This is a genomic window from Qipengyuania sp. (genome assembly GCF_965277845.1).
Taxonomy (GTDB): Bacteria; Pseudomonadota; Alphaproteobacteria; order Sphingomonadales; family Sphingomonadaceae; genus Qipengyuania.
Map to the genome: position 1 here is coordinate 2,180,701 of NZ_OZ255844.1, position 23,579 is coordinate 2,204,279.

General features: G+C 62.4%; 25 protein-coding genes, 1 tRNA gene and 1 pseudogene. 16 read left to right on the forward strand and 11 right to left on the reverse strand.

The window, feature by feature from the left end; all coding sequences use genetic code 11:
* Nucleotides 1–85 precede the first annotated feature (85 nt).
* From bamA to rpmE, 4 genes are all read left to right on the forward strand, one after another.
* Complete coding sequence (gene bamA, locus ACQY4G_RS10720) at nt 86–2,785, forward strand: outer membrane protein assembly factor BamA (RefSeq protein WP_425061750.1); 2,700 nt, start codon at nt 86–88, stop codon at nt 2,783–2,785.
* On the forward strand, nt 2,785–3,471 hold the full coding sequence (locus tag ACQY4G_RS10725) for an OmpH family outer membrane protein (RefSeq protein WP_421990839.1): 687 nt from the start codon (nt 2,785–2,787) through the stop codon (nt 3,469–3,471). The genes bamA and ACQY4G_RS10725 overlap by 1 nt, the downstream gene beginning before the upstream one ends.
* A 22-nt stretch (nt 3,472–3,493) precedes the next feature.
* Nucleotides 3,494–3,946, forward strand: coding sequence for a 3-hydroxyacyl-ACP dehydratase FabZ (fabZ, locus tag ACQY4G_RS10730; protein WP_421990841.1), 453 nt, complete (start codon nt 3,494–3,496; stop codon nt 3,944–3,946).
* A 95-nt stretch (nt 3,947–4,041) separates the two neighbouring features.
* Complete coding sequence (gene rpmE, locus ACQY4G_RS10735; protein ID WP_067688169.1) at nt 4,042–4,269, forward strand: 50S ribosomal protein L31; 228 nt, start codon at nt 4,042–4,044, stop codon at nt 4,267–4,269.
* 65 nt (nt 4,270–4,334) lie between these two features.
* On the opposite strand, the gene ACQY4G_RS10740 is transcribed toward rpmE, so the two are convergent.
* The 3 genes from ACQY4G_RS10740 to ACQY4G_RS10750 form a co-directional block, all read right to left on the reverse strand.
* Nucleotides 4,335–4,652, reverse strand: a complete 318-nt coding sequence (locus ACQY4G_RS10740) for a TraR/DksA family transcriptional regulator (RefSeq protein WP_421990843.1) — start codon at nt 4,650–4,652, stop codon at nt 4,335–4,337.
* A 68-nt stretch (nt 4,653–4,720) separates the two neighbouring features.
* Entirely contained in the window at nt 4,721–5,077 is a 357-nt protein-coding gene (locus tag ACQY4G_RS10745) for a GFA family protein (protein ID WP_428483067.1), read from the reverse strand.
* A gap of 67 nt (nt 5,078–5,144) precedes the next feature.
* Nucleotides 5,145–5,780, reverse strand: coding sequence for a prolyl hydroxylase family protein (locus ACQY4G_RS10750; RefSeq protein ID WP_421990847.1), 636 nt, complete (start codon nt 5,778–5,780; stop codon nt 5,145–5,147).
* 194 nt (nt 5,781–5,974) lie between these two features.
* Here ACQY4G_RS10750 and ACQY4G_RS10755 point away from each other — a divergent pair.
* From ACQY4G_RS10755 to ACQY4G_RS10800, 10 genes are all read left to right on the forward strand, one after another.
* Nucleotides 5,975–6,051 (forward strand) — tRNA-His (locus ACQY4G_RS10755).
* Between the two features lie 52 nt (nt 6,052–6,103).
* A complete protein-coding gene (locus tag ACQY4G_RS10760) occupies nt 6,104–7,168 on the forward strand; it encodes a Leu/Phe/Val dehydrogenase (RefSeq protein WP_421990849.1) in 1,065 nt (354 codons plus the stop codon).
* 59 nt (nt 7,169–7,227) lie between these two features.
* A complete protein-coding gene (gene ccmC, locus ACQY4G_RS10765; RefSeq protein WP_067688184.1) occupies nt 7,228–7,950 on the forward strand; it encodes a heme ABC transporter permease CcmC in 723 nt (240 codons plus the stop codon).
* Nucleotides 7,947–8,090, forward strand: coding sequence for a hypothetical protein (locus ACQY4G_RS10770; protein WP_421990851.1), 144 nt, complete (start codon nt 7,947–7,949; stop codon nt 8,088–8,090). The genes ccmC and ACQY4G_RS10770 overlap by 4 nt, the downstream gene beginning before the upstream one ends.
* Nucleotides 8,087–8,557, forward strand: a complete 471-nt coding sequence (gene ccmE / locus ACQY4G_RS10775) for a cytochrome c maturation protein CcmE (RefSeq protein WP_421990853.1) — start codon at nt 8,087–8,089, stop codon at nt 8,555–8,557. The genes ACQY4G_RS10770 and ccmE overlap by 4 nt, the downstream gene beginning before the upstream one ends.
* The gene (locus ACQY4G_RS10780; RefSeq protein ID WP_421990855.1) at nt 8,554–10,509 is read left to right on the forward strand and encodes a heme lyase CcmF/NrfE family subunit; all 1,956 of its coding nucleotides are present in this window, start codon (nt 8,554–8,556) and stop codon (nt 10,507–10,509) included. The genes ccmE and ACQY4G_RS10780 overlap by 4 nt, the downstream gene beginning before the upstream one ends.
* Entirely contained in the window at nt 10,506–11,030 is a 525-nt protein-coding gene (locus ACQY4G_RS10785) for a DsbE family thiol:disulfide interchange protein (RefSeq protein ID WP_067688192.1), read from the forward strand. The genes ACQY4G_RS10780 and ACQY4G_RS10785 overlap by 4 nt, the downstream gene beginning before the upstream one ends.
* A 29-nt stretch (nt 11,031–11,059) precedes the next feature.
* Nucleotides 11,060–11,434 carry a cytochrome c-type biogenesis protein gene (locus ACQY4G_RS10790; RefSeq protein ID WP_421993632.1) on the forward strand — a complete coding sequence of 125 codons (375 nt, stop codon included), beginning with the start codon at nt 11,060–11,062 and terminating at the stop codon, nt 11,432–11,434.
* Nucleotides 11,431–12,087 (forward strand): tetratricopeptide repeat protein, encoded by a 657-nt coding sequence (locus ACQY4G_RS10795; RefSeq protein ID WP_421990857.1) that lies wholly within the window; start codon nt 11,431–11,433, stop codon nt 12,085–12,087. The genes ACQY4G_RS10790 and ACQY4G_RS10795 overlap by 4 nt, the downstream gene beginning before the upstream one ends.
* A 103-nt stretch (nt 12,088–12,190) precedes the next feature.
* Nucleotides 12,191–14,137, forward strand: a complete 1,947-nt coding sequence (locus tag ACQY4G_RS10800; protein WP_421990859.1) for a potassium transporter Kup — start codon at nt 12,191–12,193, stop codon at nt 14,135–14,137.
* Here the strand turns inward: ACQY4G_RS10800 and ACQY4G_RS10805 are convergent.
* From ACQY4G_RS10805 to ACQY4G_RS10835, 7 genes and pseudogenes are all read right to left on the reverse strand, one after another.
* Nucleotides 14,134–14,583 carry an SRPBCC family protein gene (locus ACQY4G_RS10805; RefSeq protein ID WP_421990861.1) on the reverse strand — a complete coding sequence of 150 codons (450 nt, stop codon included), beginning with the start codon at nt 14,581–14,583 and terminating at the stop codon, nt 14,134–14,136. The two genes, ACQY4G_RS10800 and ACQY4G_RS10805, sit on opposite strands and share 4 nt — an antisense overlap.
* Nucleotides 14,584–14,875: 292 nt before the next feature.
* Nucleotides 14,876–15,064 (reverse strand): annotated as a pseudogene (locus tag ACQY4G_RS10810) (hypothetical protein); the annotation flags it as partial.
* 68 nt (nt 15,065–15,132) lie between these two features.
* Nucleotides 15,133–15,780, reverse strand: coding sequence for an inner membrane-spanning protein YciB (locus tag ACQY4G_RS10815; RefSeq protein WP_421990863.1), 648 nt, complete (start codon nt 15,778–15,780; stop codon nt 15,133–15,135).
* Nucleotides 15,780–16,706, reverse strand: coding sequence for a signal recognition particle-docking protein FtsY (gene ftsY, locus ACQY4G_RS10820; protein ID WP_067688202.1), 927 nt, complete (start codon nt 16,704–16,706; stop codon nt 15,780–15,782). The genes ACQY4G_RS10815 and ftsY overlap by 1 nt, the downstream gene beginning before the upstream one ends.
* The gene (locus tag ACQY4G_RS10825; RefSeq protein ID WP_421990865.1) at nt 16,703–17,878 is read right to left on the reverse strand and encodes a MiaB/RimO family radical SAM methylthiotransferase; all 1,176 of its coding nucleotides are present in this window, start codon (nt 17,876–17,878) and stop codon (nt 16,703–16,705) included. The genes ftsY and ACQY4G_RS10825 overlap by 4 nt, the downstream gene beginning before the upstream one ends.
* Complete coding sequence (gene dapF / locus ACQY4G_RS10830; RefSeq protein ID WP_421993634.1) at nt 17,875–18,684, reverse strand: diaminopimelate epimerase; 810 nt, start codon at nt 18,682–18,684, stop codon at nt 17,875–17,877. The genes ACQY4G_RS10825 and dapF overlap by 4 nt, the downstream gene beginning before the upstream one ends.
* A gap of 47 nt (nt 18,685–18,731) precedes the next feature.
* Entirely contained in the window at nt 18,732–20,342 is a 1,611-nt protein-coding gene (locus ACQY4G_RS10835; RefSeq protein WP_421990867.1) for a putative bifunctional diguanylate cyclase/phosphodiesterase, read from the reverse strand.
* A 231-nt stretch (nt 20,343–20,573) separates the two neighbouring features.
* Here ACQY4G_RS10835 and ACQY4G_RS10840 point away from each other — a divergent pair, with 231 nt between their 5' ends.
* Nucleotides 20,574–20,981: an EVE domain-containing protein gene (locus ACQY4G_RS10840; RefSeq protein WP_421990869.1), complete on the forward strand. Its 408-nt coding sequence runs from the start codon at nt 20,574–20,576 to the stop codon at nt 20,979–20,981.
* A gap of 71 nt (nt 20,982–21,052) precedes the next feature.
* The gene (locus ACQY4G_RS10845) at nt 21,053–21,802 is read left to right on the forward strand and encodes an SDR family oxidoreductase (protein WP_421990871.1); all 750 of its coding nucleotides are present in this window, start codon (nt 21,053–21,055) and stop codon (nt 21,800–21,802) included.
* 3 nt (nt 21,803–21,805) lie between these two features.
* On the opposite strand, the gene ACQY4G_RS10850 is transcribed toward ACQY4G_RS10845, so the two are convergent.
* A complete protein-coding gene (locus tag ACQY4G_RS10850) occupies nt 21,806–23,473 on the reverse strand; it encodes a thiamine pyrophosphate-binding protein (RefSeq protein WP_421990873.1) in 1,668 nt (555 codons plus the stop codon).
* Nucleotides 23,474–23,579: the final 106 nt, after the last annotated feature.

The following is a 23,579-nucleotide window of genomic DNA, read 5'->3' on the forward strand; positions in this document are numbered from 1 at the left end:
CCCGCTCAGTGCGGCCTGACGCCGGATCGGGGCTGCGACAGCCGGGTCTGCTGTAAGTGCAACGAGGACGGGAATCTCCTTGTCGATGACTGATTTTGCTTTTGCCGCCACGCGACGCAAGAACCCTGCCGCGCGGCTGGCGATCGGCCTGTTGGCCGGCACCATGCTTGCAGGGATGCCCGCTATGGCCTTCGCACAGGAAGAGGGCGCGGAAGCGCCGGCCCCGGCGCCGGTCGTACAGCAGGATGTTGTGCAGACCATCGCCGTGAGCGGCGCCCAGCGTCTCGAGCCGCAGACGATCCTGTCCTACATCAAACTGCGCCCTGGCGATGTCTGGACGCAGGCGGCCGGCGACGAGGTCCTCAAGGACCTTTACGCGACCGAACTCTTTTCCACCGCCAGCGTTGTGAACAATGATGGCAATGTGGTGATCACGATCGTCGAGAACCCGGTGATCAATCGGATTATCCTGGAGGGTAACCGGCGGATCAAGAACGACAAGATCCTGCCCGAGATCAAACTTTCGCCGCGCCAGATATTCACTCGTTCGAAAGTCCGCGCCGACGTGGCGCGCATTATCGAACTCTACAAGCGCCAGGGCCGCTTCGCCGCTACCGTCGAACCGAAGATGGTCGAACTGTCGCAGAACCGCGTCGATATCGTCTTCGAGATAAGCGAGGGCCCCAAATCCAAGGTCCGCCAGATCAACATCATTGGCAATGAGGCCTTCTCCGACGGCGAGCTGCGCGGCGAGATGGTGACCAAGCAGGCGCGCCTCACCAGCTTCCTCAGCTCGAACACCAGCTACGATCCCGATCGGTTGGCCTTCGACCAGCAGAAACTGCGCCAATTCTATCTGACCGAAGGCTACGCCGATTTTCGCGTTGTCTCCGCAGTCGCCGAACTGACGCCGGACAAGCGCGATTTCATCATTACCTATGTGGTCGAGGAGGGCGAGCGCTACAAATTCGGCGATGTGTCGGTCGACTCTCAGATCCGCGACTTCGACAATGACGCGATGACCGCGCGCCTGCCAATGCAGGGAGGGGACTGGTACGACGCCAAGCTCGTAGAAGACACGGTGGAGCAGTTGAGCGAGCTGGCCGGCACTTTCGGCTACGCCTTTGCCGATGTGCAGCCGCAGTTCCGCCGCAACCCCGACGACTTGACGATGAACGTGACCTTCGTGCTTCGCGAAGCGCCGCGCGTCTATGTCGAGCGGATCGATGTGAACGGCAATACGCTGACGCAGGACAAGGTCGTGCGCCGCGAATTCCGGCTTGCCGAAGGGGATGCCTTCAATTCGCTGTCGGTCGCGCGTTCGACCGCGCGTATCAATTCGCTCGGCTATTTCCAGGAAAACTTCGAGATCAACCAGGTCGAGGGCAGTGCACCCGATCGGATCGTGCTCGAAGCCAATGTCGAAGAACAGGCAACCGGCGAATTGCAGCTGTCTGCGGGCTTTTCGAGCCTTGAGAGTTTCATCCTTGCTGGCTCCATCCGGCAGCGCAATTTCCGTGGCCGCGGCCAGACGGTCGGCTTGAGCCTGAACTATTCGCGCTTCTCGCAATCGGCGCAGGTAAGCTTCAGCGAACCCTACGTGTTCGACCGGAACATTTCCGCCGGCGTGGACATTTATCGCCGCGATCTCAACAGCTTCAACTTCCGCAACAACGAACGCAATACGACGTACGAGCAGTCGCAAACAGGCATCTCGATCCGTGCCGGCGTCCCGTTGACCGAATATGTAAGTGCGATTGGCAGCTACACTTTCGAATATGAGGATGTAAGTCTCGACGAGTCGATCTATTTCTCCGATCGCGATGGCGATGGAGTGGCGACCTGCGACCCTTTGCGGGCCAGCCGCTTCCTTTGTGAAGCCATCGGTGAACGGACGAGTTCGATTGTCGGGCTAACGCTTACCTACAATACGCTCGACAGTCGCCTTCGACCGACTCGCGGTGAAAGGGTGAGTTGGACGACCGAGTTTGCCGGGCTCGGCGGTGACGTGAAATATGTCCGTTCGCGCGCCCAGGCGGGTAAGTTCTGGCCGGTCGGGAGTGGTTTCATCTTCTCGGTCACTGGCGAAGGGGGGTGGATACGCAGTTTGGAAGACAACGACGTCGCTGGTCGCGACGATGTCCTGCTGACCGATCGATTCTTCCTTGGCGAACCGCAGTTTCGGGGTTTCGATATTCGCGGTGTTGGCCCCCGCATCGTACGCCTGTCCTATATCGATGACGATGACGATCCGACGACGCCGACCGTGCCCGAGTCGGTCGAGGACGCACTGGCGGGCAACAACCGCATCGACGATTCATTGGGTGGCAAGGCCTACTACCTCGGTAGGGCAGAGCTCGAGATTCCGTTGGGAAGCGGTGCGCGCGAGATGGGCATTCGACCTTCGATCTTCCTCGACGTGGGCTCGCTGTTCAGCGTCACTCGTCCCATCCTGCAGGATTTCCCCAACGGGGTGCAGAACACCGATGCCAGCGGCAATCTGGAGTTCCTGCAGAGATCGGTTGACGCGGACGGAAACACGGTTGTCACCGTCGTAACAGATCCCGTCGCACCCGATGGCACCGCTAACGAGCCGAACATCGTTTTCCCGGCTTTCAGGGAAGTATTCGTAGGTGATAGCCCATCGCCACGCATTTCGGTTGGTTTCGGAGTCAACTGGAACTCGCCCTTCGGTCCCTTCCGGATCGATTTATCTCACGTGCTCAAGAAGCAGGTCGGAGACGATACAAAGACCTTCTCCTTCAACGTAGGAACGCAATTCTGATGAAACTTTTTCCCAAGACCATCGCTGTTGCCGCTCTTGCAGGTACCGCAGTCATCTCGACGCCGGCTACCGCGCAGGTCAGCGGTATCGCGACGAGCAGCCCCGAAGCTGTGATCGTGCGCAGCCAGGCACGCATCAACGCTTACCAGCAGATCGACCAGCAGTACTCGGCCCAAATCACACAACTGCGCACTCTGCGTCAGGAAATGCAGACACTTCAGCAGAGCCTCGACACTGACAATAATGGCCAGCTTACCCAGGCGGAAGCAGAGGCCAACCCTTCGGTTGTGCAGCAGCTTCAGCAGAAAGAGCAACAGCTCGCTCAGATCTCGCAGCCGATTGTGCTGGCGCAGACCTATGCCATTGAACAACTGATCAACGACTACCCGAACGTTCAGCAGCAGGTCGTGCAACAGAAGAACATTCAGATCCTGTTGAATCCTGATGCGGTCCAGTGGGCACCCGAGACGTTCAATGTAACCAACGACTTGGTCGCCGCAATGAATCAGCGCGTACCGAGCGTCCAGATCACTCCGCCGCAGGGCTGGCGTCCACGCCAGGAATCGCTCCAGACGCAGCAGACCGTTTCGCAAGTCTTGATTGGCGTCGCGCAGCAACAGGCGGCGCAGCAAGCCGCGCAACAGCAGCAACAGCAGCAGCCGGCGACGCAGCCGACCGGTCGCTGATCGTAGCAGCAGGAGCAGGGGAATGAGCGAAACCGGTTTCGACGTCGTCGGGGTGCTGAAGCGCCTGCCGCATCGCTATCCCCTGCTGCTGGTCGATCGGGTCAAGGAACTGGCCGTCGACGAGCGCATTCATGCGGTCAAGGCGGTCAGCTTCAACGAGGATTTCTTCCAGGGGCATTTCCCCGGCGCGCCGATCATGCCCGGTGTGCTCCAGATCGAGGCGCTGGCGCAGGCTGCGGGTGTGCTCGCCGTCGAAAGCCTCGGCCTCGCCGGTTCGGGCAAGCTCGTCTATTTCATGGCGATCGAGAATGCGAAGTTCCGTGCGCCGGTGACGCCCGGCGTGCTGCTCGATCTCAAGGCCGAATTCGTCCAGAAGCGCTCTCGCGTGTGCAAATTTGCGGGCGAGGCTTCGGTCGATGGCAAGGTGACCTGTGAAGTGCAGTTTACCGCGATGATCGCCGACGCACCCGAATAAGGTTGCCAAATTCGGCGCTCGCGGCTATGCGCGCGCCTTCTCCACAACACAGCTGGACCGGTCGGAACCGTTCCGAGGCTAAAAGGACGTTTACAATGAAGGCCGAAGGTCACCCCGATTACCACATGATCACGGTCAAGATGACCGATGGTACCGAATTCCAGACGCGCTCCACCTGGGGCAGCGAGGGCGATACGCTGACGCTCGATATCGACCCGACCAGCCACCCGGCATGGACCGGTGGCACCAAACAGATTCAGGAAGGCGGCCGCGTCGCAGCCTTCAACAAGCGTTTCGGCGGCCTGTCGCTCAAGAAGAACTGAGCGCGGCGAGCCTCGAAGTTTTGGGAAGGGCGGTCCTGCGAGGCCGCCCTTTTTGTTTCGACCGATCAGTCAGCACACTCGATGCAGCGCGTCGCGATCGGTCGCGCCTCGAGGCGGGCGCGTGCGATCTGCTTCCCGCAGCGGCTGCAGGTGCCATAGGTCCCGTTCTCGATCCGCAACAGCGCCATGCGCACTTGTCCGATCTCCTGCCGCAGGACATCGTCAATTCCTTCCAATGCCTCGTCGTCCGCGAGATCGACCGCCTGTTCGCTCGAATCTGCGTCGAGCGGGTGGCGCAGGTCATCTTCGATGACCTCGGCGCGTGCGAGCAGATCTGCGAGGCGTGTTTGCAGCTTGGCGCGAATATCGCTGTAGTCGATCATTACCACACTCCCGATTGGTCCAATTCTCGCTGACTACCACGAATGCCACGAGCGAAATTTGTCTTGCGTCAATTTTCGCTGCGTTCGAACCGCATGATGCCGACGTAGCTGTAGTCGCCGCCATCACCGGGATGGCTTTGGCCATCGAATACGGGGACCTCGGGCAGATCGTAAACCGTCAACCCGTCTACGCAAGCGAGATTGAGACCGTAATGGTCGGGTTCGGAGCGCAGTTGGTGGAACGGGTGTATGCCGCACTTCGAACAGAACCGGTGCTTCGCCTGCCCGCTGCCGAAGGTATATAGCACAAGGGCATCTCGCCCCGCCGTGATCTTGAGGCTGGCCATGGGTACATCGAGCATCACCACCCCCTTCATCGCGCAGATCGTGCAATTGCACCTCCGGATTACGGGCTCATCGGGCATGGTGAAGCGGAACCGAACCGTCCTGCAATGACAGCCGCCTTCGTAGATCTTGCCGCCCTCGATCACCTCACCATCCCCAGGGCTTTTCGCGATACCACTTGGTGATGACGTATTTGAGCCCTTTGCGCACCTTCATGCCGTGGTGGAGCGTATTGGGATTCTCGCTGAGATCGGGGCGACGGTTGTTCCAGCAGATCAGCTTGCCCGCCTCGGGCTGGAAGGTTTTTCCCACCGTCTTGAACCGCGTCGCGCCGCCGGCCTCGACGTCGTTAAGATAGATCATGAATGTCCAGGTTCGCTGCCCGGCAACCGAGCAGTATTTGGCCCAGTCGGAACCGCCCGGATTGAAATAGTCGCAATGCGGCTTGAATTCCTGTCCAACCTCGTAGCGCTGGCCTTGCAGCGGTTCGCCATGCGCCGGATCGATTCCGTTCAGTGCGCTAAGCCGCTCTTCCAGCGATCGCACGGCGGACTCGTCCGTTTCGAGATCGCATGTCTCACTGGTGCGAAAATAGCGATCATCGCCCGCATCGGCGAGCGTCGAGGGACGGCGATCCTGTTCGATCAGGCGAATCAGTTCTTCGCGCAGATCGTGAGGCACGAAGTCACGCAGTTGAAACAGTTCAAGTTTGTCGCTCGGCACGCGCTGCATTCCTTCGACCATCAGCAAGCGCTCGCTCGAAGATTCGCCGGGACCCTTCATCAGAGCGAGGATAGCGTGCTTGCAGCCTCCGGCAACTACGAAAGAATGTTGCGCAGAGCCCGGGTGATTGCGATTTTCGCTTCCCAATCGACCCTCATTGTGCAACAGGCACGCGCCGTTGCGTTGGGCGGGTTGACGCTGCCGCGCGCAAGCGTATCAGGCCCCCCTTTCCCGGGCGGTTCCGGGGGCATGTGGCGATCGTAGCTCAGTTGGTTAGAGCGCCGGTTTGTGGTACCGGAGGTCGCGGGTTCGAACCCCGTCGATCGCCCCATTTTCTCCCCTTTTGATGGCCGTCCTTCAACGCTCTTAGGGGGCAAGCAGGCATGACGGCGTTCTGGACCGAAGCGGATTTCGACGACCACGAACTGGTCCAGGTGGTTCGCGATGCGAAACGCGGCCTGACTGCGATCATCGCGCTGCACTCCACCCATCTCGGCCCAGGCGCGGGCGGTACGCGCTTCTGGCACTATACCGAACCCGCCGATGCCATGCGCGATGCGCTGCGCCTGTCGCGCGGCATGAGCTACAAGAACGCCATGGCCGGCCTGCCGATGGGTGGTGGCAAGGCAGTCATTCTCGCCGGGAAGGACAAGACCAAGACGCCTGAAATGCTCGCCGCCTTCGCCGATGCCGTCGAAGCGCTGGGCGGGCAATATGTGACCGCCGAGGACGTCGGCATATGTGAAGCCGACATGGCAGCGGTGGCCGAGCGCACGCAGTATGTTTCGGGCCTACCGGTCGAGGGTGAGGATGCGGCTGGCGGGGATCCGGGACCCTTTACCGCCCTTGGGATCTTCCTCGGCATCAAGGCTGCGATTCGACATAAGTTGGGCAAGGACAGCGTAGAAGGCGTGCATGTTGCGCTCCAGGGTACCGGCAGCGTTGGCGGCGGTGTCGCCCGCTTGCTGGCCCGCGACGGCGCCAAGCTGACCCTGTCGGACATCCATCACGACCGCGCCGAAGCCCTGGCCGCCGAGCTCGGCGCGGAAACGGCCGCGTCCGATGCGATAATGTCGGTCGCATGCGATGTCTTCAGTCCCAACGCGCTGGGCGCGATTCTCGATGACGAAGGCATCGCGCGGCTAGATTGCCAGATCGTGGCAGGCGGTGCGAACAACCAGCTGCGCCGCCCCGAGCATGGGCCCATGCTGGCCGAGCGCGGTATCCTCTATGCGCCCGATTACGTTATCAATGCAGGCGGAATCATCTCGGTTACGCTCGAATATCTGTGCCGCAAGGACAAGGCGCCTTGCGACATCAACGAAGTGCGCAAGCGCATCGCGCTGATCCCGGGACGGCTCGAGCAGATCTGGCACGAAAGCGACAGAAGCGGCGCCTCGCCGGATCAGGTTGCCGACCGCATGGCGCAGGAACTGATCGGTCGCTGAACTGCGCTCTTGCGACGCCGGGTGAGCGCTGTCAAAGCGGGGCGGAACGGTAATTTTCGATGCACGGCTTCGCGAACCCCAAACGCTTCCTCACGCTCGCCAGCTTGCTGACCCCACTGTTGTTGGTCGGCGGCCTGCTGGTGAGCGCTGCGGCGCTCTATTGGGGCCTGTTTCACGTCCCGCCCGATCGATTGATGGGCGAAACGGTACGAATTCTGTTCCTTCACGTTCCAGCCGCATGGCTGGGGATGGGGGGATGGAGCGCGATTGCGATTGCCAGCCTCGTCTTCCTCGTCTGGCGGCACCCACTGGCCGCGCTTGCCGCCCGCGCCGCGGCGGTGCCGGGGCTCGTCTTTACAGTGATCTGCCTTGCCACCGGTTCGATCTGGGGGCGCCCGACCTGGGGCACGTGGTGGGTGTGGGACGGCCGACTGACGAGCATGCTGGTGCTGGCCTTTCTTTATCTCGCCTATATCGCGCTGGCACAGGCAGCCGAGCGTGAGGGTGTATCCGCGCGCATTCCGGCGATCTTCGGCCTGCTCGGCGCAATCAACATCCCGATCATCAACCGCAGCGTTGTGTGGTGGAACTCGCTCCACCAGCCTCCGAGCATAACGATGGGTAAGAGCGCCATCGACGGCGAATTTCTGGCGCCGCTGCTGGTCGCGGTGCTGGGCTTCTCGCTTGTGTTCGGAGGCGTGGTCCTCGCCCGCATGCGCGCATTGCTTGCCGATATCCAGGCCGAGGCGCGCCTCCGTCGCCGGGCGATGGAGTCTGCATGATGAGGGAAGCGCTCGACCAGTGGGATTTCGTTATCGCAGCCTATGCGGTGGGTATCGTCGGCACGCTTGCCATGGTGGCTTGGGCGTGGATCGACATGAAGCGTGCGGAAAGGCGCCGCGCGGACAGCAGGCGTAAATGAACGCATTGAAACCCAAGCACCAGCGGCTCGTTCTGGTCGTCCTTGCCTTGGTCGCACTGGTCGGGGCGGGCCTTCTGGCGGCCTATGCGCTGCGCAACCAGGCGAGCTACTTCTACCTCCCCGAGCAGATGTTGGCCGACCCGCCCGAAGTGGGTCAGGCAGTACGGCTTGGCGGCATGGTCGAGGAAGGCTCGCTGCACACCGCCGCCGACGGAATCACGCTGACCTTTGCCGTTACGGGCAATGACGGTTCGCGCGTGCCGGTCCGTTTCAGCGGCATCGCGCCCGACCTCTTCGTCGAAGGTTCGGGCGTGGTGGCCGAGGGGCGCCTCGGCGCCGATGGCACTTTCGTGGCCGACAACCTCCTCGCGAAGCATGACGAGAACTACGTCCCGCGCGAGCTGCAGGGAATGGAGCAGCACCAGGCCGCTAAGATGGCCGAGGAAACGACGGTCGGTCTCGAATGATTGCAGAACTCGGCCTTGCAGCCCTGTGGCTTGCCGCGGCGCTAGCCGCATTGCAGATGATCGCGGGCTTCATGGCGGTGCGTCAGGGCGCTTCGAGCGAGCTTGCCAGCCTGATCCGCCCTGCCGCGGTGGTGCAGGGCGTGTTGGTGACTTTCTCCTTCGCCATGCTGGTGTGGTTGTTCGCGATCACCGATCTCTCGGTGAAGCTGGTGGCCTCGAATTCCCATTCCATGAAACCGCTGATCTTCAAGCTCTCGGGTAGTTTCGGAAATCATGAGGGCTCGATGCTGCTGTGGGTGATGGTGATGGGCCTTGCCGGCGCACTGATCGCCGCGGTCGAAAAGCGCCTGCCGGAAAATACGATGAATGCGACGCTGGCAGCGCAGGGCGTAGTTTCGCTTGGTTTCTACGCCTTCCTGCTGCTGAGTTCGAACCCCTTCGAGCGCCTTCCGACACCGGCAGCGGAAGGCATGGGCTTAAACCCGCTGCTGCAGGATATCGGCCTCGTCTTCCATCCGCCTACGCTCTATCTGGGCTATGTCGGCCTGTCGGTTGCCTTCAGCTTCGCAGTGGGCGCATTGCTTACACGACAGGTGACGCCGAATTTCGCGCGCGCGATGCGACCCTGGGTCCTGGGCGCCTGGGTGATGCTGACTATCGGGATCACCGCGGGAAGTTATTGGGCCTATTACGAACTCGGCTGGGGTGGCTGGTGGTTCTGGGACCCGGTGGAAAACGCCTCGCTCATGCCATGGCTCGCCGCGACTGCGCTACTCCATTCGGCGAGCGTCCTTGCCAGCCGCGACGCCTTGCGCACCTGGACCATCATGCTCGGCGTGGTCGCATTTTCGATGAGCATGGTGGGCACCTTCCTCGTGCGTTCGGGCATCCTCACCAGCGTGCATGCCTTCGCGGTCGACCCGGAACGCGGCACCTTCATCCTCGTCTTGCTCGGCATTTTCATCGGCGGGGCGCTGCTGCTATTCGCCCTGCGCGCGAATACGATCAGGGAGGGGGAGCGGTTCGCGCTGGCCAGCCGTGAGGGGGCGCTGGTGTTCAACAACGTCATGTTGAGCGCGATTCTCGCCATCGTCTTACTCGGCACGCTGTACCCATTGTTGACCGAGGCGTTCGACGTGCGCGTTTCGGTCGGTCCGCCTTACTTCAATCCCGTAGGGGCGATCTTCACCATCCCGATGTTCGCCGTCATGGCGGTGGGACCGCTGCTGCGTTGGCGGCAGGACCGGATCGACCGGATCGGCAAGGAAGTCGCCCTGTTTGCCGCGCTGGTGCTGGCCGCGCTGGTCCTGGTGAGCCTGCTTTCCGAGATTGCCATCCTGCCGCTGCTGGGTCTTGCATTCGGGCTCGGCCTGGCCGTCGCGAGCCTGATGCCGCTGCGCGGGCGCAAGCTTTCGCGCACGCCGCTGTCCACCTGGGGGATGATCGTGGCGCATTTCGGTGTCGCCGTTGCGCTGCTCGGCATGGCGAGCGAAAGTGCCTTCACCGAGGAACGGCTGGCCGCGGTCGAGGAAGGCGGCAGCGCCACAGTCGGGCCGTGGACGGTGGTCCTACAGGGAGTCGAACCCGTCGCCGGTCCAAACTGGACCGCGATCGAAGGACGGCTTGCGGCAAGCTATGGCGGAGGCGAGGCTCGGGTCCTCACCCCGCAATCGCGAAATTTTTGGGCGCCGCTGCAGCAAACCACCGAAAGCGCGCTCTCTACCCGCTGGAACGGCCAGCTCTATGCCGTGGTCGGCGACCGCGCGCCCGATGGGCGCTGGCAATTGCGGCTATGGTGGAAGCCCTTCGTGACGCTGATCTGGTATGGCGGACTGCTGATTGCGCTGGGGGGTGTCCTTGCGTTGGTCGGCCGGGTCCTGAGCGATCTGCGACACCGGCGCCTCGCTTCGCGCATCGCTGAACGGCGCGCCGACCGGGAGGCGGTCGCATGAGCTGGCGTCTTTGGGTCCCGCTGTTCGCTTTCGCGCTGTTCGTCGGCCTTGCCGCCTACCAGCTCACGCAGCCCAAGGACGAATTCGTCCAGAGCCGCATGGTCGGCGAGGAATTGCCCTATTTCGAGCTTCCGCCCGCGATGGACGGTGTCGAGGGCGTGTCCAATGCAAGTTTCGCAGACGGCCAGCCGCGGCTGCTCAATATCTGGGCGAGCTGGTGTCTGCCATGCATCGCCGAGGCCCCGCATCTCGAAAGTCTGAAGGAGCAGGGCGCCGAAATCGTCGGCGTCGCTATCCGTGACCGGCCCGAGGACGTCGCGCGTTTCCTCGCGCAGCACGGCAATCCCTACAGCAGGATAGGACGTGACGATCTGTCCGAAGTACAACTCGCCATCGGATCGTCGGGCGTGCCCGAAACCTTCGTCATCGATGGCAGTGGGGTGATCCGTCACCAGCACATCGGCGATATCCGGGCCGATGACGTGCCACGTTTGCTGGCAGAGTTGGAGAAGGCCCGGTGATCCGCCCTCTCGTCGTTTCGTTCATCTTGATGCTCGCCTTCCCGCTTGCCGCCCAGCAGAGCATGCCGCCGGCACCCTATGCCTACCGCCAGCTTGACGATCCGGCGCAAGAGGCTGCCGCGCAGGACCTCATGGAGACGCTGCGCTGCCTGAAATGCCAGTCGCAATCGATCGCCGATAGCGATGCGCCGATGGCGGGCGATATGCGTCACCAGGTCCGCATCCGGATCGCCGCGGGCGAGAGCCCGGACCAGATACGCGGCTGGCTGACGCAGCGCTATGGCGACTATGTGAGCTATAAGCCGGTAGTCAGTGCGACGACCTGGCCGCTGTTTGCCATACCCATCCTGCTTTTGGCGCTCGCGGGCGGGGTGCTCGTCAGCAGGTACCGGAGGCGCGCATGAGTTGGCTGCCGATCCTGGCGCTGGCGGCACTGATATTCGGCCTTGCGGTGTATCTGCTCAAGCTCCCGCGCAGTCTGTGGATGCTGTTCGGATCGGCTCTGCTGTTCGGTTTGGCAGGCTATGCGATGCAAGGAAACCCCGGCCAGCCTGCCGCGCCTACCGCGCCGGTTGCCGAGGAGGCTTCGCAGACCGGCGAACTCCTGGTCGAGGCGCGGCGCGAGTTCTATCCCGAGGGTCGTCTGCCCTCGCGCTTCGTCGTCACAGCCGATGCCTTTACCCGGCGCGGCCAGCACGCGCAGGCAGCCAATTTCCTCCGCAATGCCGTGGCTGAGAATCCGCAAGACAGCGAGGCCTGGCTGGCACTGGGCAATGCGCTGGTCGAGCATGCGAACGGCCAGCTTACTGCGGCCGCACTTTATGCATATTCGCGCTCCGAGCAGGTCGCTCCCGCCAATCCCGCACCGACCTATTTTCTTGGCCTCGCTTATCTTCGCGCAGGCGAGCCGGGACGGACCCTCGCACTGTGGCGTGAATTGCTCGAAAATGCGCCCGAAGGCACCGATTGGCGCGGGCCGCTTGCCGCGCGACTCGAACGTCTGGAAGCGATGCTGGGGGTAGGCCCCGTTTCTTCCACGGAAGAAACCGAAGGATAACAGCCCCATACGCGATTTGTTGCGAGTGCGAAGCCTTGCTGCTAACGCCCGCGACTTCGCCACTTAGGCCGAGAGACACGATGTTGTCGGAACCCATTCCCGCATGACAGAAAACGCTCCCGCGTCATCCCCGCTGAACGAAGGTGTGCCGCCTGTGAATTCGCATGGCGGGCACGGCCGCAGCGGTTCGCGCGCGGCTCTGGCCGTGGGTGCGATCGGTATCGTCTTCGGCGATATCGGGACAAGCCCGCTCTATGCGTTTCGGGAGACCTTTTCCGGGGCGGCGAGCATTGCCATCGACCGGATGCATGTGCTGGGCGTGGTCAGCCTGATATTTTGGTCGATGCTGCTGGTGGTTGCGATCCAGTACGTCACCATCCTGATGCGTGCGGACAACAAAGGGCAGGGCGGCAGCCTTGCTCTCGTCGCACTGCTATCGCGCCATGTCGGCAAGACGAAATACGCCTGGCTCGTGGTTCTGCTGGGCGTGTTCGCCACGTCGCTATTCTATGGCGACAGCATGATCACGCCGGCCATTTCGGTCCTTTCGGCTGTAGAGGGGCTGACCGTGGTCGACGAAGGATTGTCCTCCTACGTCATACCCATCGCGCTTGTGCTGCTGGTCTTCCTGTTCGTTCTTCAACGACGGGGCACTGCCAAGGTCGGGGCGCTGTTCGCCCCGGTTATGATCGTCTGGTTCCTGACGCTGGCTGGCCTCGGCCTCAACCAGATCATCCAGAACCCGGACATCCTCTGGGCGCTCAACCCCTATTACGCGGTGATGTTCTTCGTGACCGACGGCTTCATCGCCTTCCTTGCGATGGGCGCGGTGGTGCTGGCGGTAACGGGTTCCGAGGCGCTTTATTCGGACATGGGGCACTTCGGACGTGGGCCAATGCGCCTTTCGTGGTTCGGCTTCGTCATGCCGTGCCTGCTGCTCAACTATTTCGGGCAGGGCGCGATGATCGCAGGGCTCCCGTCGGAGCAGGCGGCGGAAGTCGTCAAGAACCCCTTCTTCCTGCTGGCGAGCGAGGAATTCCGCCTCCCGCTGGTGATCCTTGCTACCGTGGCGACCTTCATCGCCAGCCAGGCGGTTATCTCCGGCGCCTTCAGCATAACACATCAGGCGATGCAGCTGGGCTTCATGCCACGCCTGTCGATCCGCCACACCAGCGAAACCGAAGCGGGCCAGATCTACATCCCGGTCGTCAACTGGGCGCTGATGGTGGCGGTCATCATCCTGGTGCTGACCTTCCAGACCTCCTCCAACCTTGCCAGCGCATACGGCATCGCGGTGACGGGCGCGGTGACGATCGACACGCTGCTGATGGGCGTGCTGTTCGTCGGCGTGTGGAAGTGGAAGTGGTGGTACGCCGCGCCCGTGGTGATCTTCTTCCTGATCATCGACGGTGCCTATTTCGCCGCAAACCTGTTCAAGGTGCCCGATGGTGGCTGGTTCCCGCTGGTGGTGGGCCTGATCGCCTTCACTCTGCTGACGACCTGGGCGCGCGGTCGCAAGCTGATGCGCGACCGGATGAGCGAGACAGCGCTGCCGATCGAGATTTTCGCCAAAAGCGCCAAAAACTCTGCCACTCGCGTGCCCGGCACCGCCATCTTCATGGCCAGCCAGACGGCGGGCGTGCCTTCCGCGCTGCTGCACAACATCAAGCACAATAAGGTGCTGCACGAACGCGTGGTGATCCTGACCGTTCTGATCGCCGATGCGCCCTATGTCGATCCCGAAGAGCGCTGCGAATATCACGACCTCGGCGATGGTTTCTATCGCGCCATTCTTCACTACGGTTTTATGGAAGAAACCGACGTGCCGCAGGGGCTCAAGAAGATGCAGCGGTGTGGCGGTGAATTCGACATGATGCACACCAGCTTCTTCCTCAGCCGCCAGACGCTGCTCGCCAGCGACAAGCCCGGGATGCCGATCTGGCGCGAGAAGGTGTTTGCCTGGATGCTGAGGAATGCCGCAACCGCGATGGACTTCTTCCGGCTGCCAACCAACCGGGTGGTCGAGCTCGGGAGCCAGGTGGAAATCTAGGCCAAGGCCTCGTCGAGGATATCGAGCGCAAGCGGCCAGTTTTCCGCGTGGCCGTCGCACGATGCCTGCGTCACGAAGCCTTCATGCGTCAGCAGCACGCGCGTTGCATCGCCCACTGGCTCAAGCTCGACGCGTAGGATGGTCTCGGCTCCTTGAGTACCGACCTCGGTTCCATTGCCCGTGATCCACGTCATTTCGACCAGACGTCCTTCAACCAAGTCTAGAACGCGGCCGTAGTGCGGATGGCGTCCCCAATCTTCGCGATTGTAGAAGAAATAGGGTTGGCCCGGTTCGGCCGTCAGGAATAGCGTGCCGGGCTGGGCGAACCAGCGATCGAGACGGTTGGTGAAGGCGGCGAACACCAGTTCGGGTGTAGCCTGAACAACGTGCTCGCATGACATCCGGAAGGGACGGTCCGAGTGATCGGGGCGAGGTATTGCGGCCATATGTGCCTCCATGCGCCGATTGCGGCGTTTGATCGCCCGTTTTACCGACGGGGTTCGTTATGGAGCCGCCGGGGGCTCTCAGGTCAATACTTCGTCGGACTGGCCAAGCCTCTTACGCAGGTAATGGCATGGATGACCCGCCAGTCTGCCTTACAGTGTGGCAGTGAGCTGATAGACATTCTTCTCGTAGAACGGCTTGGCCTGCCAGCTGGTTGTCTCGACCGGGGCGAGCTCGTAGCCCTGCGCCAGGGGCAAGAGCTTCGGCTCGCTCGATCAGTTGCGCGCCGATCCCCGAACCAAGTGAATCCTCAGAAAGCCAGAGCAATTCGATGTGCAGCGTGTTCCAGTAGCACGTCCCGGACAAGCCCCCGACGATCCGCTCCGCGTCGTCCGATGCTACGACGTGGAAACGGACCTCGTCTTCGTCGGGTTCGAGGTCGGGGGTCGTGGTACGATTGAAGCTGGCAATGCCGTCGCTCAACGCTTTGGCGCCCCCTCGTGTGGGATCAGGTGAACTTCAATCGACATTCAAGTATGACCCGACGGGTCTCACGCCGTCGGCGGTTCGTCCTTAATCACCTCGTCCTTTTCCTCCAGCGCCAGGCCATGCTTCAGCAGCATCGGAATCTGGGTGAAGGTGAACAGGAAGCTGAGCGGCATGAACACCCACAGCTTGGCCCAGAGCCAGCTTTCGAAGCTCAGTTGCAGGCGTAGTATCTCGTTGAGGCCGGCCATGAACACGAAGAACAGGCCCCAATTGCGCGACAGTTTGAGCCAGCCTTCGCGGTTCAGGCCTTCGAAGGCCGCCTCTAACAGGATCTGGAGTAGCGCCTTGCCGCGCAGCCAGCCGCCGATCAGCAGCGCGCCGAACAGCAAATAGATCGCGGTCGGCTTGATCTGGATGAACTTCTCGTCCTGCAGCCAGATGGTCAGCCCGCCGAACCCCACAATCAGCGCGGTTGAGAGGATCAGCATCGGGCTGACATGGCCGAACTTGAACTTGCTGAAGACGAGTGCCACCACCGCCGCGATCATGAAGGCGATGGTGCCGTAGATCACCGCCGCGATCTCGCCGAAGGTCGAGGTCTCGGGCGGCTGGTAGAACTTGTAGACCCCGAGGAAGACCAGCAGCGGGCCATAGTCGACGAGGATGTTGAGCCAGCCGGATTTGGATTTGGGTGCGGTGTCTTCGGTCATCAAGCCACTCCCGCGATGACGCGCGCGACGAGGTCGGGGTCGAAGGGACGCAGATCGTCGATCTTCTCGCCCACGCCGATCGCATGGATCGGCAGGCCGTATTGCTCGGCCGCCTGCACCAGCACGCCGCCGCGCGCTGTGCCGTCGAGCTTGGTCATGACAAGGCCGGTGACCCCCGCGACTTCCTTGAACACGTCGATCTGGTTGAGCGCGTTCTGGCCATTGGTCGCATCAAGTACCAGCACCACGTCGTGCGGTGCTTCGGGATTGAGGCGGCCAAGAACTTTGCGGATCTTGGCCAGCTCGTCCATCAACTCGCGCTTGTTCTGGAGGCGGCCTGCCGTGTCGACGATGAGCACATCGGTGCCGATCTCGGTCGCTTTCTTGACGGCATCGAACACGATGCTGGCCGGATCGCCGCCCTCGGGGCCGCGCACGATCGGCACGTCGATGCGGTCGGCCCAGGTGGCGAGCTGGCCGATGGCCGCCGCACGGAAGGTATCGCCTGCCGCCAGCATCACGGCGTAATCGTCTTCCTGGAAGAGATGCGCCAGCTTGGCGATGGTGGTGGTCTTGCCGCTGCCGTTGACGCCGATCACCAGCAGCACCTGCGGGCGCGGGAAGGCAGTGATCTCGAGCGGCTTGGCGACGGGACGCAGGATGGCGGCGATTTCCTCGGCCACCGCTTCCTTCAGCTCGGACTCGCTGATTTCGAGACCGAAACGCTTGGCGCGCAGCTTTTCGCGAATGCGCGCAGCAGCAGACGGGCCGAGATCCGACAGGATCAGCGCATCCTCGACATCGTCCAGTGTTGCATCGTCTAGCTTGGCCGTGCCCACCACTTCGGTGAGGTTGCTGGTCAGTTTTTCGGAGGTTTTGCGAAATCCTCCGAACAGCCGGTCGGTCCAGCTTTGCTTCTCTGTCATTCTAGAAGGCCATTCTCGTGCTTGGTCGGCGTGACCGCGATGATCGACCCGGCGGGCGTGCCTTCGGGTACGGAAACACGGGCGAAATGCGGCGTGTAGCCGGTCCCGTCACGCTCGGCGAGGACAGTGTGCGGCTTATCGACGAGCGTCGTCAGCCACTCGTCGCGCGCCTGCGTTGTGGCCGTGCGCAGTTGGGCCGCACGGCGTTTGATCTCGGCGCGTTCGACCTGCGGCATGCGCGCGGCGGGGGTGCCGGGGCGAGGCGAATAGGGAAAAATGTGCCCGTGGACTATTTTGAGTTCGCGAATAATCGAGAGATTGGCCGCATGATGCTCGTCGGTTTCGGTCGGAAAGCCCGCGATCAGGTCCGCGCCCACCGCCAGATCGGAGCGAAGCGCCGCCAGACGGGTGATTAGATCCACTGCATCGCCGCGCAGATGCCGCCGCTTCATGCGCTTGAGAATCAGATCGTGACCATGCTGCAGCGACAGGTGCAGGTGCGGCATCAGCCGCTGCTCATGGGCGAAAAGCTCGAACAGCAGCGGGTCGATTTCGAACCCGTCGAGCGAGGACATCCGCAGCCGCCGGAGCTGGGGGAAAGTGTCGAGCACCGCGCGCACCAGCTCGCCGAGCGGAGGCGCGCCAGGCAGATCGTGGCCCCATGACGTCACATCGACGCCGGTCAGCACCACTTCGGGCGCGCCATGGTCGAGATGACGTTCCACCTCGGCCAGAACCTGCGCGATGGTCAGCGAGCGACTGGGGCCGCGCCCTTGCGGGATGACGCAAAAGGTGCAGGCATGGTCGCACCCGTTCTGCACCGCGATAAAGGCGCGGGTGCGGTCCTGCGGGGCGGAGGGCGCCTCGGGCGGGACGTTCCAGGCACGGGCGTCGAGCTTGGAAGTGTTGGCGATCAGCCCGTCGACTTCGGGCATGGCGGCGAGCTGATCGCGCTCGATATCGGCAGCGCAGCCGGTCACCAGCAGGCGCGCATCGGGATTGGCACGGCGTGCGCGGCGGATCGTCTGGCGGGTCTGGCGCACGGCCTCGCTGGTCACCGCACAGCTGTTCACCACCACGAGGTCGCGCTCCTTTGCAAGCATGGCGCGGATTTGCTCACTTTCGGATATGTTCAACCGGCAGCCGAGCGAGATGACCTGTGCCTCGCTCATGCGAAGTCGTCCCATTCGAAGCTGCCGCGATAGATTTCGGTCGCCGGGCCGGTCATGCGAATGCGGTTATCGTCGCCCCATGCGATCACGAGGTCCCCACCGGGCAGGGTCACGGTCACCTCGCGATCGGCCAGTCCTCTGCGCATGGCGTGGATCGCTGTGGCGCAGGCCCCGGTACCGCAGGCGCGGGTGAGGCCGACGCCACGCTCCCACACGCGCAAGCGGATGTGTTCCCGGTTCTCGATGGTAGCGACATTGACGTTGACGCGTTCGGGAAAGAGCGGATCGTTTTCGATCTCGGGTCCGACCTCGTCGAGCGGAACCGCGTCGGTATTTTCGACGAAGAAGACCACATGCGGATTACCGACATTGACCGCACCGGGCTGGTCGAGCCCGTCCCAGCCGACGGGCATCGTCGCAGTGTCCATGGCGTAGGCGAGGGGAATCGCGTCCCAGTCGAAGCGCGGTTTGCCCATGTCGACGCTCGCTCCACCGCTTGCCGGTTCGACATGGATCACTCCACCCGACGTCTCCACGCTGGCGTCAGCTCCATGCAGCAACGCGACCGCGCGGCTCGCATTACCGCAAGCCTCTACTTCGCCGCCGTCATGATTGAAGATCCGCATGCGAAAATCGGCGGTTTCGCTGAGTTCGAGAAGGATCAGCTGGTCGCAGCCGATGCCGGTGCGCCGATCCGCCAGGGCCCGCGCAATCGCGGCATCGATTGCAGGAACAGCGCGCGCACGCGCATCGAGCACGACGAAATCGTTGCCCAGCCCATGCATCTTGGTGAAATCGACGCGCATCCTGCGGCGCATCTATGCACTCGACGCGGCAGCGTCCAGTGTGCGTATCAGCCCGCGCGCTTGCCTTCGCCGCGCTTGGTCTCCTGTGCGGTGAAGTCGACTTCGGTCACGTTGTCGAGCTTGTCCTTGGAGAGAAGGCCCTTTTGGTTCAGGCGTTCGAGCACCTGCGCCGCCGGCTCGGGGCGACCATAGTGATAGCCTTGGCCCTTCATCGTGCCCATACGCTTCAGCGCTTCGAGCACGAATTCGTTTTCGATCCCTTCGGCGGTCACGGGAAGTTTCAGGCCGTCGCTCATGGCGAGGATTGCGTCCACCAGCTTGGCGCCGTGTTCGTCTTCCTTGAGTTCGGCGATGAAGGCCCGGTCTATCTTGAGCCTGTCGAATGGCAAGCTGCGGAGCTGTGCCAGGCTTGAGTAACCGGTTCCGAAATCGTCGAGGCTGACGCAGACGCCCTGATTGCGCAGGCTGCTGATCATTGAGCGGACCATGCCGACATTGTCGTGCAAACAGCTCTCGGTAATTTCGATATCCAACCTGTTGGGCGGGAAATTGTGCCGTACGAGCAATTTGAGCAGCTTTTGCGCAAACCACGGATCGCGCATCTGCACAGGCGAGATGTTGACCGAGAGCGTGAGCTGAGAATCCCACTGTTTGGCATCCTCGAACGCCTGCTCGATCAGCGCTTCGCTCATCTCTCCGATCACACCGATTTCTTCGGCTATGGGAATGAAGATATCCGGGCCGACAACGCCCATTTCGGGCGATTCCCAGCGCGCCAGCATTTCAAAACCGACCAGCTCGCCACTCTCGATATCGATCTGTTGTTCGTAATAGGGCCTAAATTCGCCATTGGCGATGCCGCGGCGGATGCCTGCCTCGAGCTCGTTGCGGAAACGCAGCTCGTTCTCCATCGACGGTTCGAACCAGTAGAACCGGTTCTTTCCCTGCTTCTTGGCGTGATACATGGCGATATCCGCCTTATGCATCAGCTTTTGCGCGGAAGGCGTGCCGTTGCGTACACCGTCCATCTGGGTGCTCGAGGCAATGCCGATCGACATGGTTACCTCGATCGCGGAATCGGCATATTCCACCGGCCGTGCGACCTGCTCGATCATTCGCGTCGCCAATTGGTCAACGCGGTCGGGAACCTGGGGAGGATAGGGCACGACGCAAACGAATTCGTCCCCGCCAAGCCGTGCCAGTGCGCCCCCGTCGGGTAGCAGGCGCTGGATGCGCGCGGCAGTTGTCCGCAAGACTTCGTCGCCAGCCTGGTGGCCGTGCAGATCGTTGACCTGCTTGAAGCTGTCGAGATCGATTGCAATTGCCGCGAGCGCGTTTTCCCGACGCTCGAGCTCGGCCAGCAATTGTCCCAGTACGGCGGTGAAACTGCGGCGGTTATGGCATCCGGTCAGATGGTCGATATCGGCTAGGCGGCGCGCCTCTTCTTCGGACTCACGGCGGCTCTTAAGCTCTTCGCTGAGCGCCTTGTAGCGGTGCCAGCCCAAGAGGATCAGCGCGATATTGAGGAGCAGAGCGTTGGTCAGCGCGACATCGAGCGAGGGTGCATCGCCGTTCCATGCCAAAAGCAGGTTGGGCAGGACCACGCCAGCCGTGCCGACGAAGAGGATAATCGCAGCAAAGGCGATCCCAAGAGTCACGATATCGTGATCGCTGCGGGCAGCCTCTTTGCCTCGGCGCGCGGTCCGATTTCCAGTCGCATCTGAACTTTTCCGGACCAATCCCGCCCCCTTGGAGTATTTGGACTGCCCTGCGATAGCCGCAATAGGACTAAAAACACGTTAATCGTGGGTCTTGCCGGGGTGGCCAGCGCGCGCGCATCGGTCTACCCGAACCGGTACCGAGGAGTAACCGACGGAGCAGATTCCGCGATGCGTTATTGGCTGATGAAATCCGAACCCTTCAAGTACAGCTGGGACGATCTCGTCGCCGAGAACGAGGGTACATGGGACGGCGTGCGCAACCACCGCGCCAAAAACAATCTCGCCGCGATGGAGGTGGGCGACCAGGCCTTCTTCTACCACTCGCGCGAGGGCCTCGAAATCGTCGGCATCTGCGAAGTGAGCGTGGCGGGCATCACCGATCCCACCGATCCCGAAGGCAAGTGGGCCGCGGTGAAGGTCAAGCCCAAGAGCAAGTTGCCACATCCGGTTACGCTCAAGCAGATCAAGGCCGAGCCGAAGCTTGCCGATTGCGAACTGGTCAAGCTCTCGCGCCTGTCGGTGGCGGAGATCAAGCCCGACGAATGGTCGGTAATCTGTGCCATGGCGGGCATTTGATCGGGCAGACCGAAGGAACGCCTTGGTGCAGTCCACCGTTGCCGAGATGACCCCAGCAACGGAGACCAGACATGAAGCGGTTCGAAGGCAAGCGTATCCTCATTACCGGCGGCACCAGCGGCATGGGCCTGGCCGGTGCGAAGATGATCGTCGATGAGGGTGGCGAAGTCGCCGTGACCGGCACGAGCCAGGATCATCTCGACGAGGCTGGCGCGGCGCTGCCGTCAGGATCGCTGGTATTGCGAAACGACGCGTCCGATCCCCAGGCGGCCAAGGAGTTGGGTGCGAAGGTCAAGGAGCAGATGGGCACGATCGACGGCGTGTGGCTGAATGCCGGGTTCGGCAGGTTCGGCGACAACGAGAGTGTCGATGCCAAGATGTTCGATGGTATGACCAACGTGAATGTGCGCGGGCCCGTGTTGCAGATGGCCGAGTTGATTCCGGTAGTCGCAGACGGCGGCTCGGTGGTAGTGACGGCTTCGGTCTCGCCGTATCTCGGCCAGCCACAGGGTGCCGTCTATGCCGCTACCAAGGGTGCCGTGACTGCATTGGCGCGGAGCTGGGCGGCCGATCTCGCCGGTCGCGGCATTCGCGTGAACTCGATTGCCCCCGGGCCGATCGAGACCAATTTCTTCGACGGCATGGGCATTCCCGACGAACAGGTCGAAGAACTAACCGAGCAGATCGAGAAGCAGGTACCGTTGGGCCGTTTTGGGTCGGCCGACGAGGCGGCGCAGGTGGCGCTGTTCCTGCTGTCCGACCAAGCAAGTTACGTCACTGGTTCGCAATATGTGGTCGATGGCGGAATGACGATGCGCTGACGCCTAGCGATCGCGTAACCTGCTCACACTCGCGCCGCTGGCGGCGAGCTGTTCGATATCGATCGTGCAGTGGATCAGTCGCAAGCCGCTGCGTCCTTGGGCGGCAACGAGCGCCTGCGTGAACTCCTCGGTCGTGGAGGCGCGAGCCGACCAGCCGCCAAAGGCTTCCGCCAAGGCCGCAAAATCGGGATTTGCAAGACGGGTCGCGCTGATCCGGTCTTCGCCCGGGAACTCGCGTTCCTGGTGCATGCGGATCGTGCCATAGGCCGAGTTGTCTACCAGGATTACGATCAGATCGGCATCGTGCTGGACGGCAGTGGCGAGTTCCTGTCCGTTCATCAGGAAATCGCCGTCACCCGCCACGGCGACGACAGTGCGTTGGGGAAAGCGAAGTGCGGCGGAGACCGCTGCCGGAACGCCGTAGCCCATAGCCCCGCAGGTAGGAGCTAGCTGAGTAGGAAATCCTTCGTAGCGCCAGTAGCGATGCCACCAGCTCGAGAAATTGCCCGCGCCGTTGCAGATGATCGTGTCGGCGGGCAGCGTGTCGCGCATCAATTGCACCGCCTGGCCCATGTCGAGCGCGTGATCATTGGGATGTGCGGTCGCCCAGGCCTGCCATTCCGCATGCGCTTCGGCCCCGGCGTCGAAATCGATCACCGCGCCTTCGTCCCACAGCGCGGCGCTTTCGGCGAATTCGTCCATACTGGCACAGATCGCGAGATTGGCGGGATAGACACTGCCCAGCTCGTTCGGATCCGGGTGCACATGCACCAGCTTGCGCTCGGTAGCAGTCGGAGGTGGCACTGTGTAGCCATCGGTCGTCGCCTCGCCCAGCCGCGCGCCGATGGCCAGGATCAGATCGGCCTGTTTTACGCGCTCGATCAGCTTGGGATTGGGCCCGTAGCCCAAATTGCCTGCGTAGACCGGGCTCGACGGCGAAATTGCGTCCTGCCGCCGGAAGGCCGTCGCGACGGGAATGCCGAGCCGTTCGGCAAATAGCTGGAAATGCGCGCGGGCCTTGGCATTCCAGCCCGCGCCGCCGATGATTGCGATGGGCGAGGCGGCGTCCGCAAGCAGCGCCATCATGGCCTGCATCGCGTCGGGGCAGGGAGCCTGTGCGGGCCGCTCGACGCGCGCGCGCGGGGTTGCGTTGGTCGCGCGGCTGAGCATGTCCTCGGGCAGCGCCAGGACAACGGGGCCCGGACGCCCCGAGATCGCGGTCGCGTATGCTCGTGCGATGTATTCCGGAATGCGGTCGGCGCTGTCGATTCGTGCGGCCCATTTGGCTATCGGACCGAAGAAGGCGGCAAAATCGACTTCCTGGAAGCCTTCACGGTCGCGCATTTCGCTGTCGACGTCGCCGACGAATAGAATCATCGGCTGTGAATCCTGCATCGCGACATGCACGCCGATGCTGGCATTGGTGGCGCCTGGCCCACGCGTGACGAAAGCCACGCCTGGCCGCCCGGTCATCGCTCCGTCGGCACAGGCCATGAAGGCGACGCCGCCCTCCTGTCGGCAGGTAACCATATCGATCGTGTCTTGCCGACAGAGCCCGTCGAGCACTTGCAGGAAGCTCTCGCCGGGAACGGTGAAGATACGGTCGCAACCCTGCGCGATCAGGCAGTCGACGAGGAGCTGGGCGGCTTGCGGTGTGTCGGGCGCAGTCATGTCAGCGGCGGTTAGCCCGGCAATCGGAGCGGCGCAATCACGACAATCATGGTTAATTCTTCCCAATCCGTGCCAAAGGGGGACAGCTTCGAGTCCAAAGGATACC

Coding starts and splice junctions, on each gene's coding strand:
- bamA (WP_425061750.1), top strand. CDS start 86: ATGACTGATTTTGCTTTTGCCGCCACGCGACGCAAGAACCCTGCCGCG.
- ACQY4G_RS10745 (WP_428483067.1), bottom strand. CDS start 5,077: ATGCCCGATGAGCCCGTAATCCGGAGGTGCAATTGCACGATCTGCGCG.
- ACQY4G_RS10725 (WP_421990839.1), top strand. CDS start 2,785: ATGAAACTTTTTCCCAAGACCATCGCTGTTGCCGCTCTTGCAGGTACC.
- ACQY4G_RS10850 (WP_421990873.1), bottom strand. CDS start 23,473: ATGACTGCGCCCGACACACCGCAAGCCGCCCAGCTCCTCGTCGACTGC.
- ACQY4G_RS10780 (WP_421990855.1), top strand. CDS start 8,554: ATGATTGCAGAACTCGGCCTTGCAGCCCTGTGGCTTGCCGCGGCGCTA.
- ccmC (WP_067688184.1), top strand. CDS start 7,228: ATGCACGGCTTCGCGAACCCCAAACGCTTCCTCACGCTCGCCAGCTTG.
- ACQY4G_RS10760 (WP_421990849.1), top strand. CDS start 6,104: ATGACGGCGTTCTGGACCGAAGCGGATTTCGACGACCACGAACTGGTC.
- ACQY4G_RS10800 (WP_421990859.1), top strand. CDS start 12,191: ATGACAGAAAACGCTCCCGCGTCATCCCCGCTGAACGAAGGTGTGCCG.
- ACQY4G_RS10750 (WP_421990847.1), bottom strand. CDS start 5,780: ATGAAGGGTCCCGGCGAATCTTCGAGCGAGCGCTTGCTGATGGTCGAA.
- rpmE (WP_067688169.1), top strand. CDS start 4,042: ATGAAGGCCGAAGGTCACCCCGATTACCACATGATCACGGTCAAGATG.
- ftsY (WP_067688202.1), bottom strand. CDS start 16,706: ATGACAGAGAAGCAAAGCTGGACCGACCGGCTGTTCGGAGGATTTCGC.
- dapF (WP_421993634.1), bottom strand. CDS start 18,684: ATGCGCGTCGATTTCACCAAGATGCATGGGCTGGGCAACGATTTCGTC.
- ACQY4G_RS10770 (WP_421990851.1), top strand. CDS start 7,947: ATGATGAGGGAAGCGCTCGACCAGTGGGATTTCGTTATCGCAGCCTAT.
- ACQY4G_RS10790 (WP_421993632.1), top strand. CDS start 11,060: ATGCTCGCCTTCCCGCTTGCCGCCCAGCAGAGCATGCCGCCGGCACCC.
- ACQY4G_RS10815 (WP_421990863.1), bottom strand. CDS start 15,780: ATGACCGAAGACACCGCACCCAAATCCAAATCCGGCTGGCTCAACATC.
- ACQY4G_RS10840 (WP_421990869.1), top strand. CDS start 20,574: ATGCGTTATTGGCTGATGAAATCCGAACCCTTCAAGTACAGCTGGGAC.
- ACQY4G_RS10795 (WP_421990857.1), top strand. CDS start 11,431: ATGAGTTGGCTGCCGATCCTGGCGCTGGCGGCACTGATATTCGGCCTT.
- ACQY4G_RS10825 (WP_421990865.1), bottom strand. CDS start 17,878: ATGAGCGAGGCACAGGTCATCTCGCTCGGCTGCCGGTTGAACATATCC.
- fabZ (WP_421990841.1), top strand. CDS start 3,494: ATGAGCGAAACCGGTTTCGACGTCGTCGGGGTGCTGAAGCGCCTGCCG.
- ACQY4G_RS10740 (WP_421990843.1), bottom strand. CDS start 4,652: ATGATCGACTACAGCGATATTCGCGCCAAGCTGCAAACACGCCTCGCA.
- ccmE (WP_421990853.1), top strand. CDS start 8,087: ATGAACGCATTGAAACCCAAGCACCAGCGGCTCGTTCTGGTCGTCCTT.
- ACQY4G_RS10845 (WP_421990871.1), top strand. CDS start 21,053: ATGAAGCGGTTCGAAGGCAAGCGTATCCTCATTACCGGCGGCACCAGC.
- ACQY4G_RS10805 (WP_421990861.1), bottom strand. CDS start 14,583: ATGGCCGCAATACCTCGCCCCGATCACTCGGACCGTCCCTTCCGGATG.
- ACQY4G_RS10785 (WP_067688192.1), top strand. CDS start 10,506: ATGAGCTGGCGTCTTTGGGTCCCGCTGTTCGCTTTCGCGCTGTTCGTC.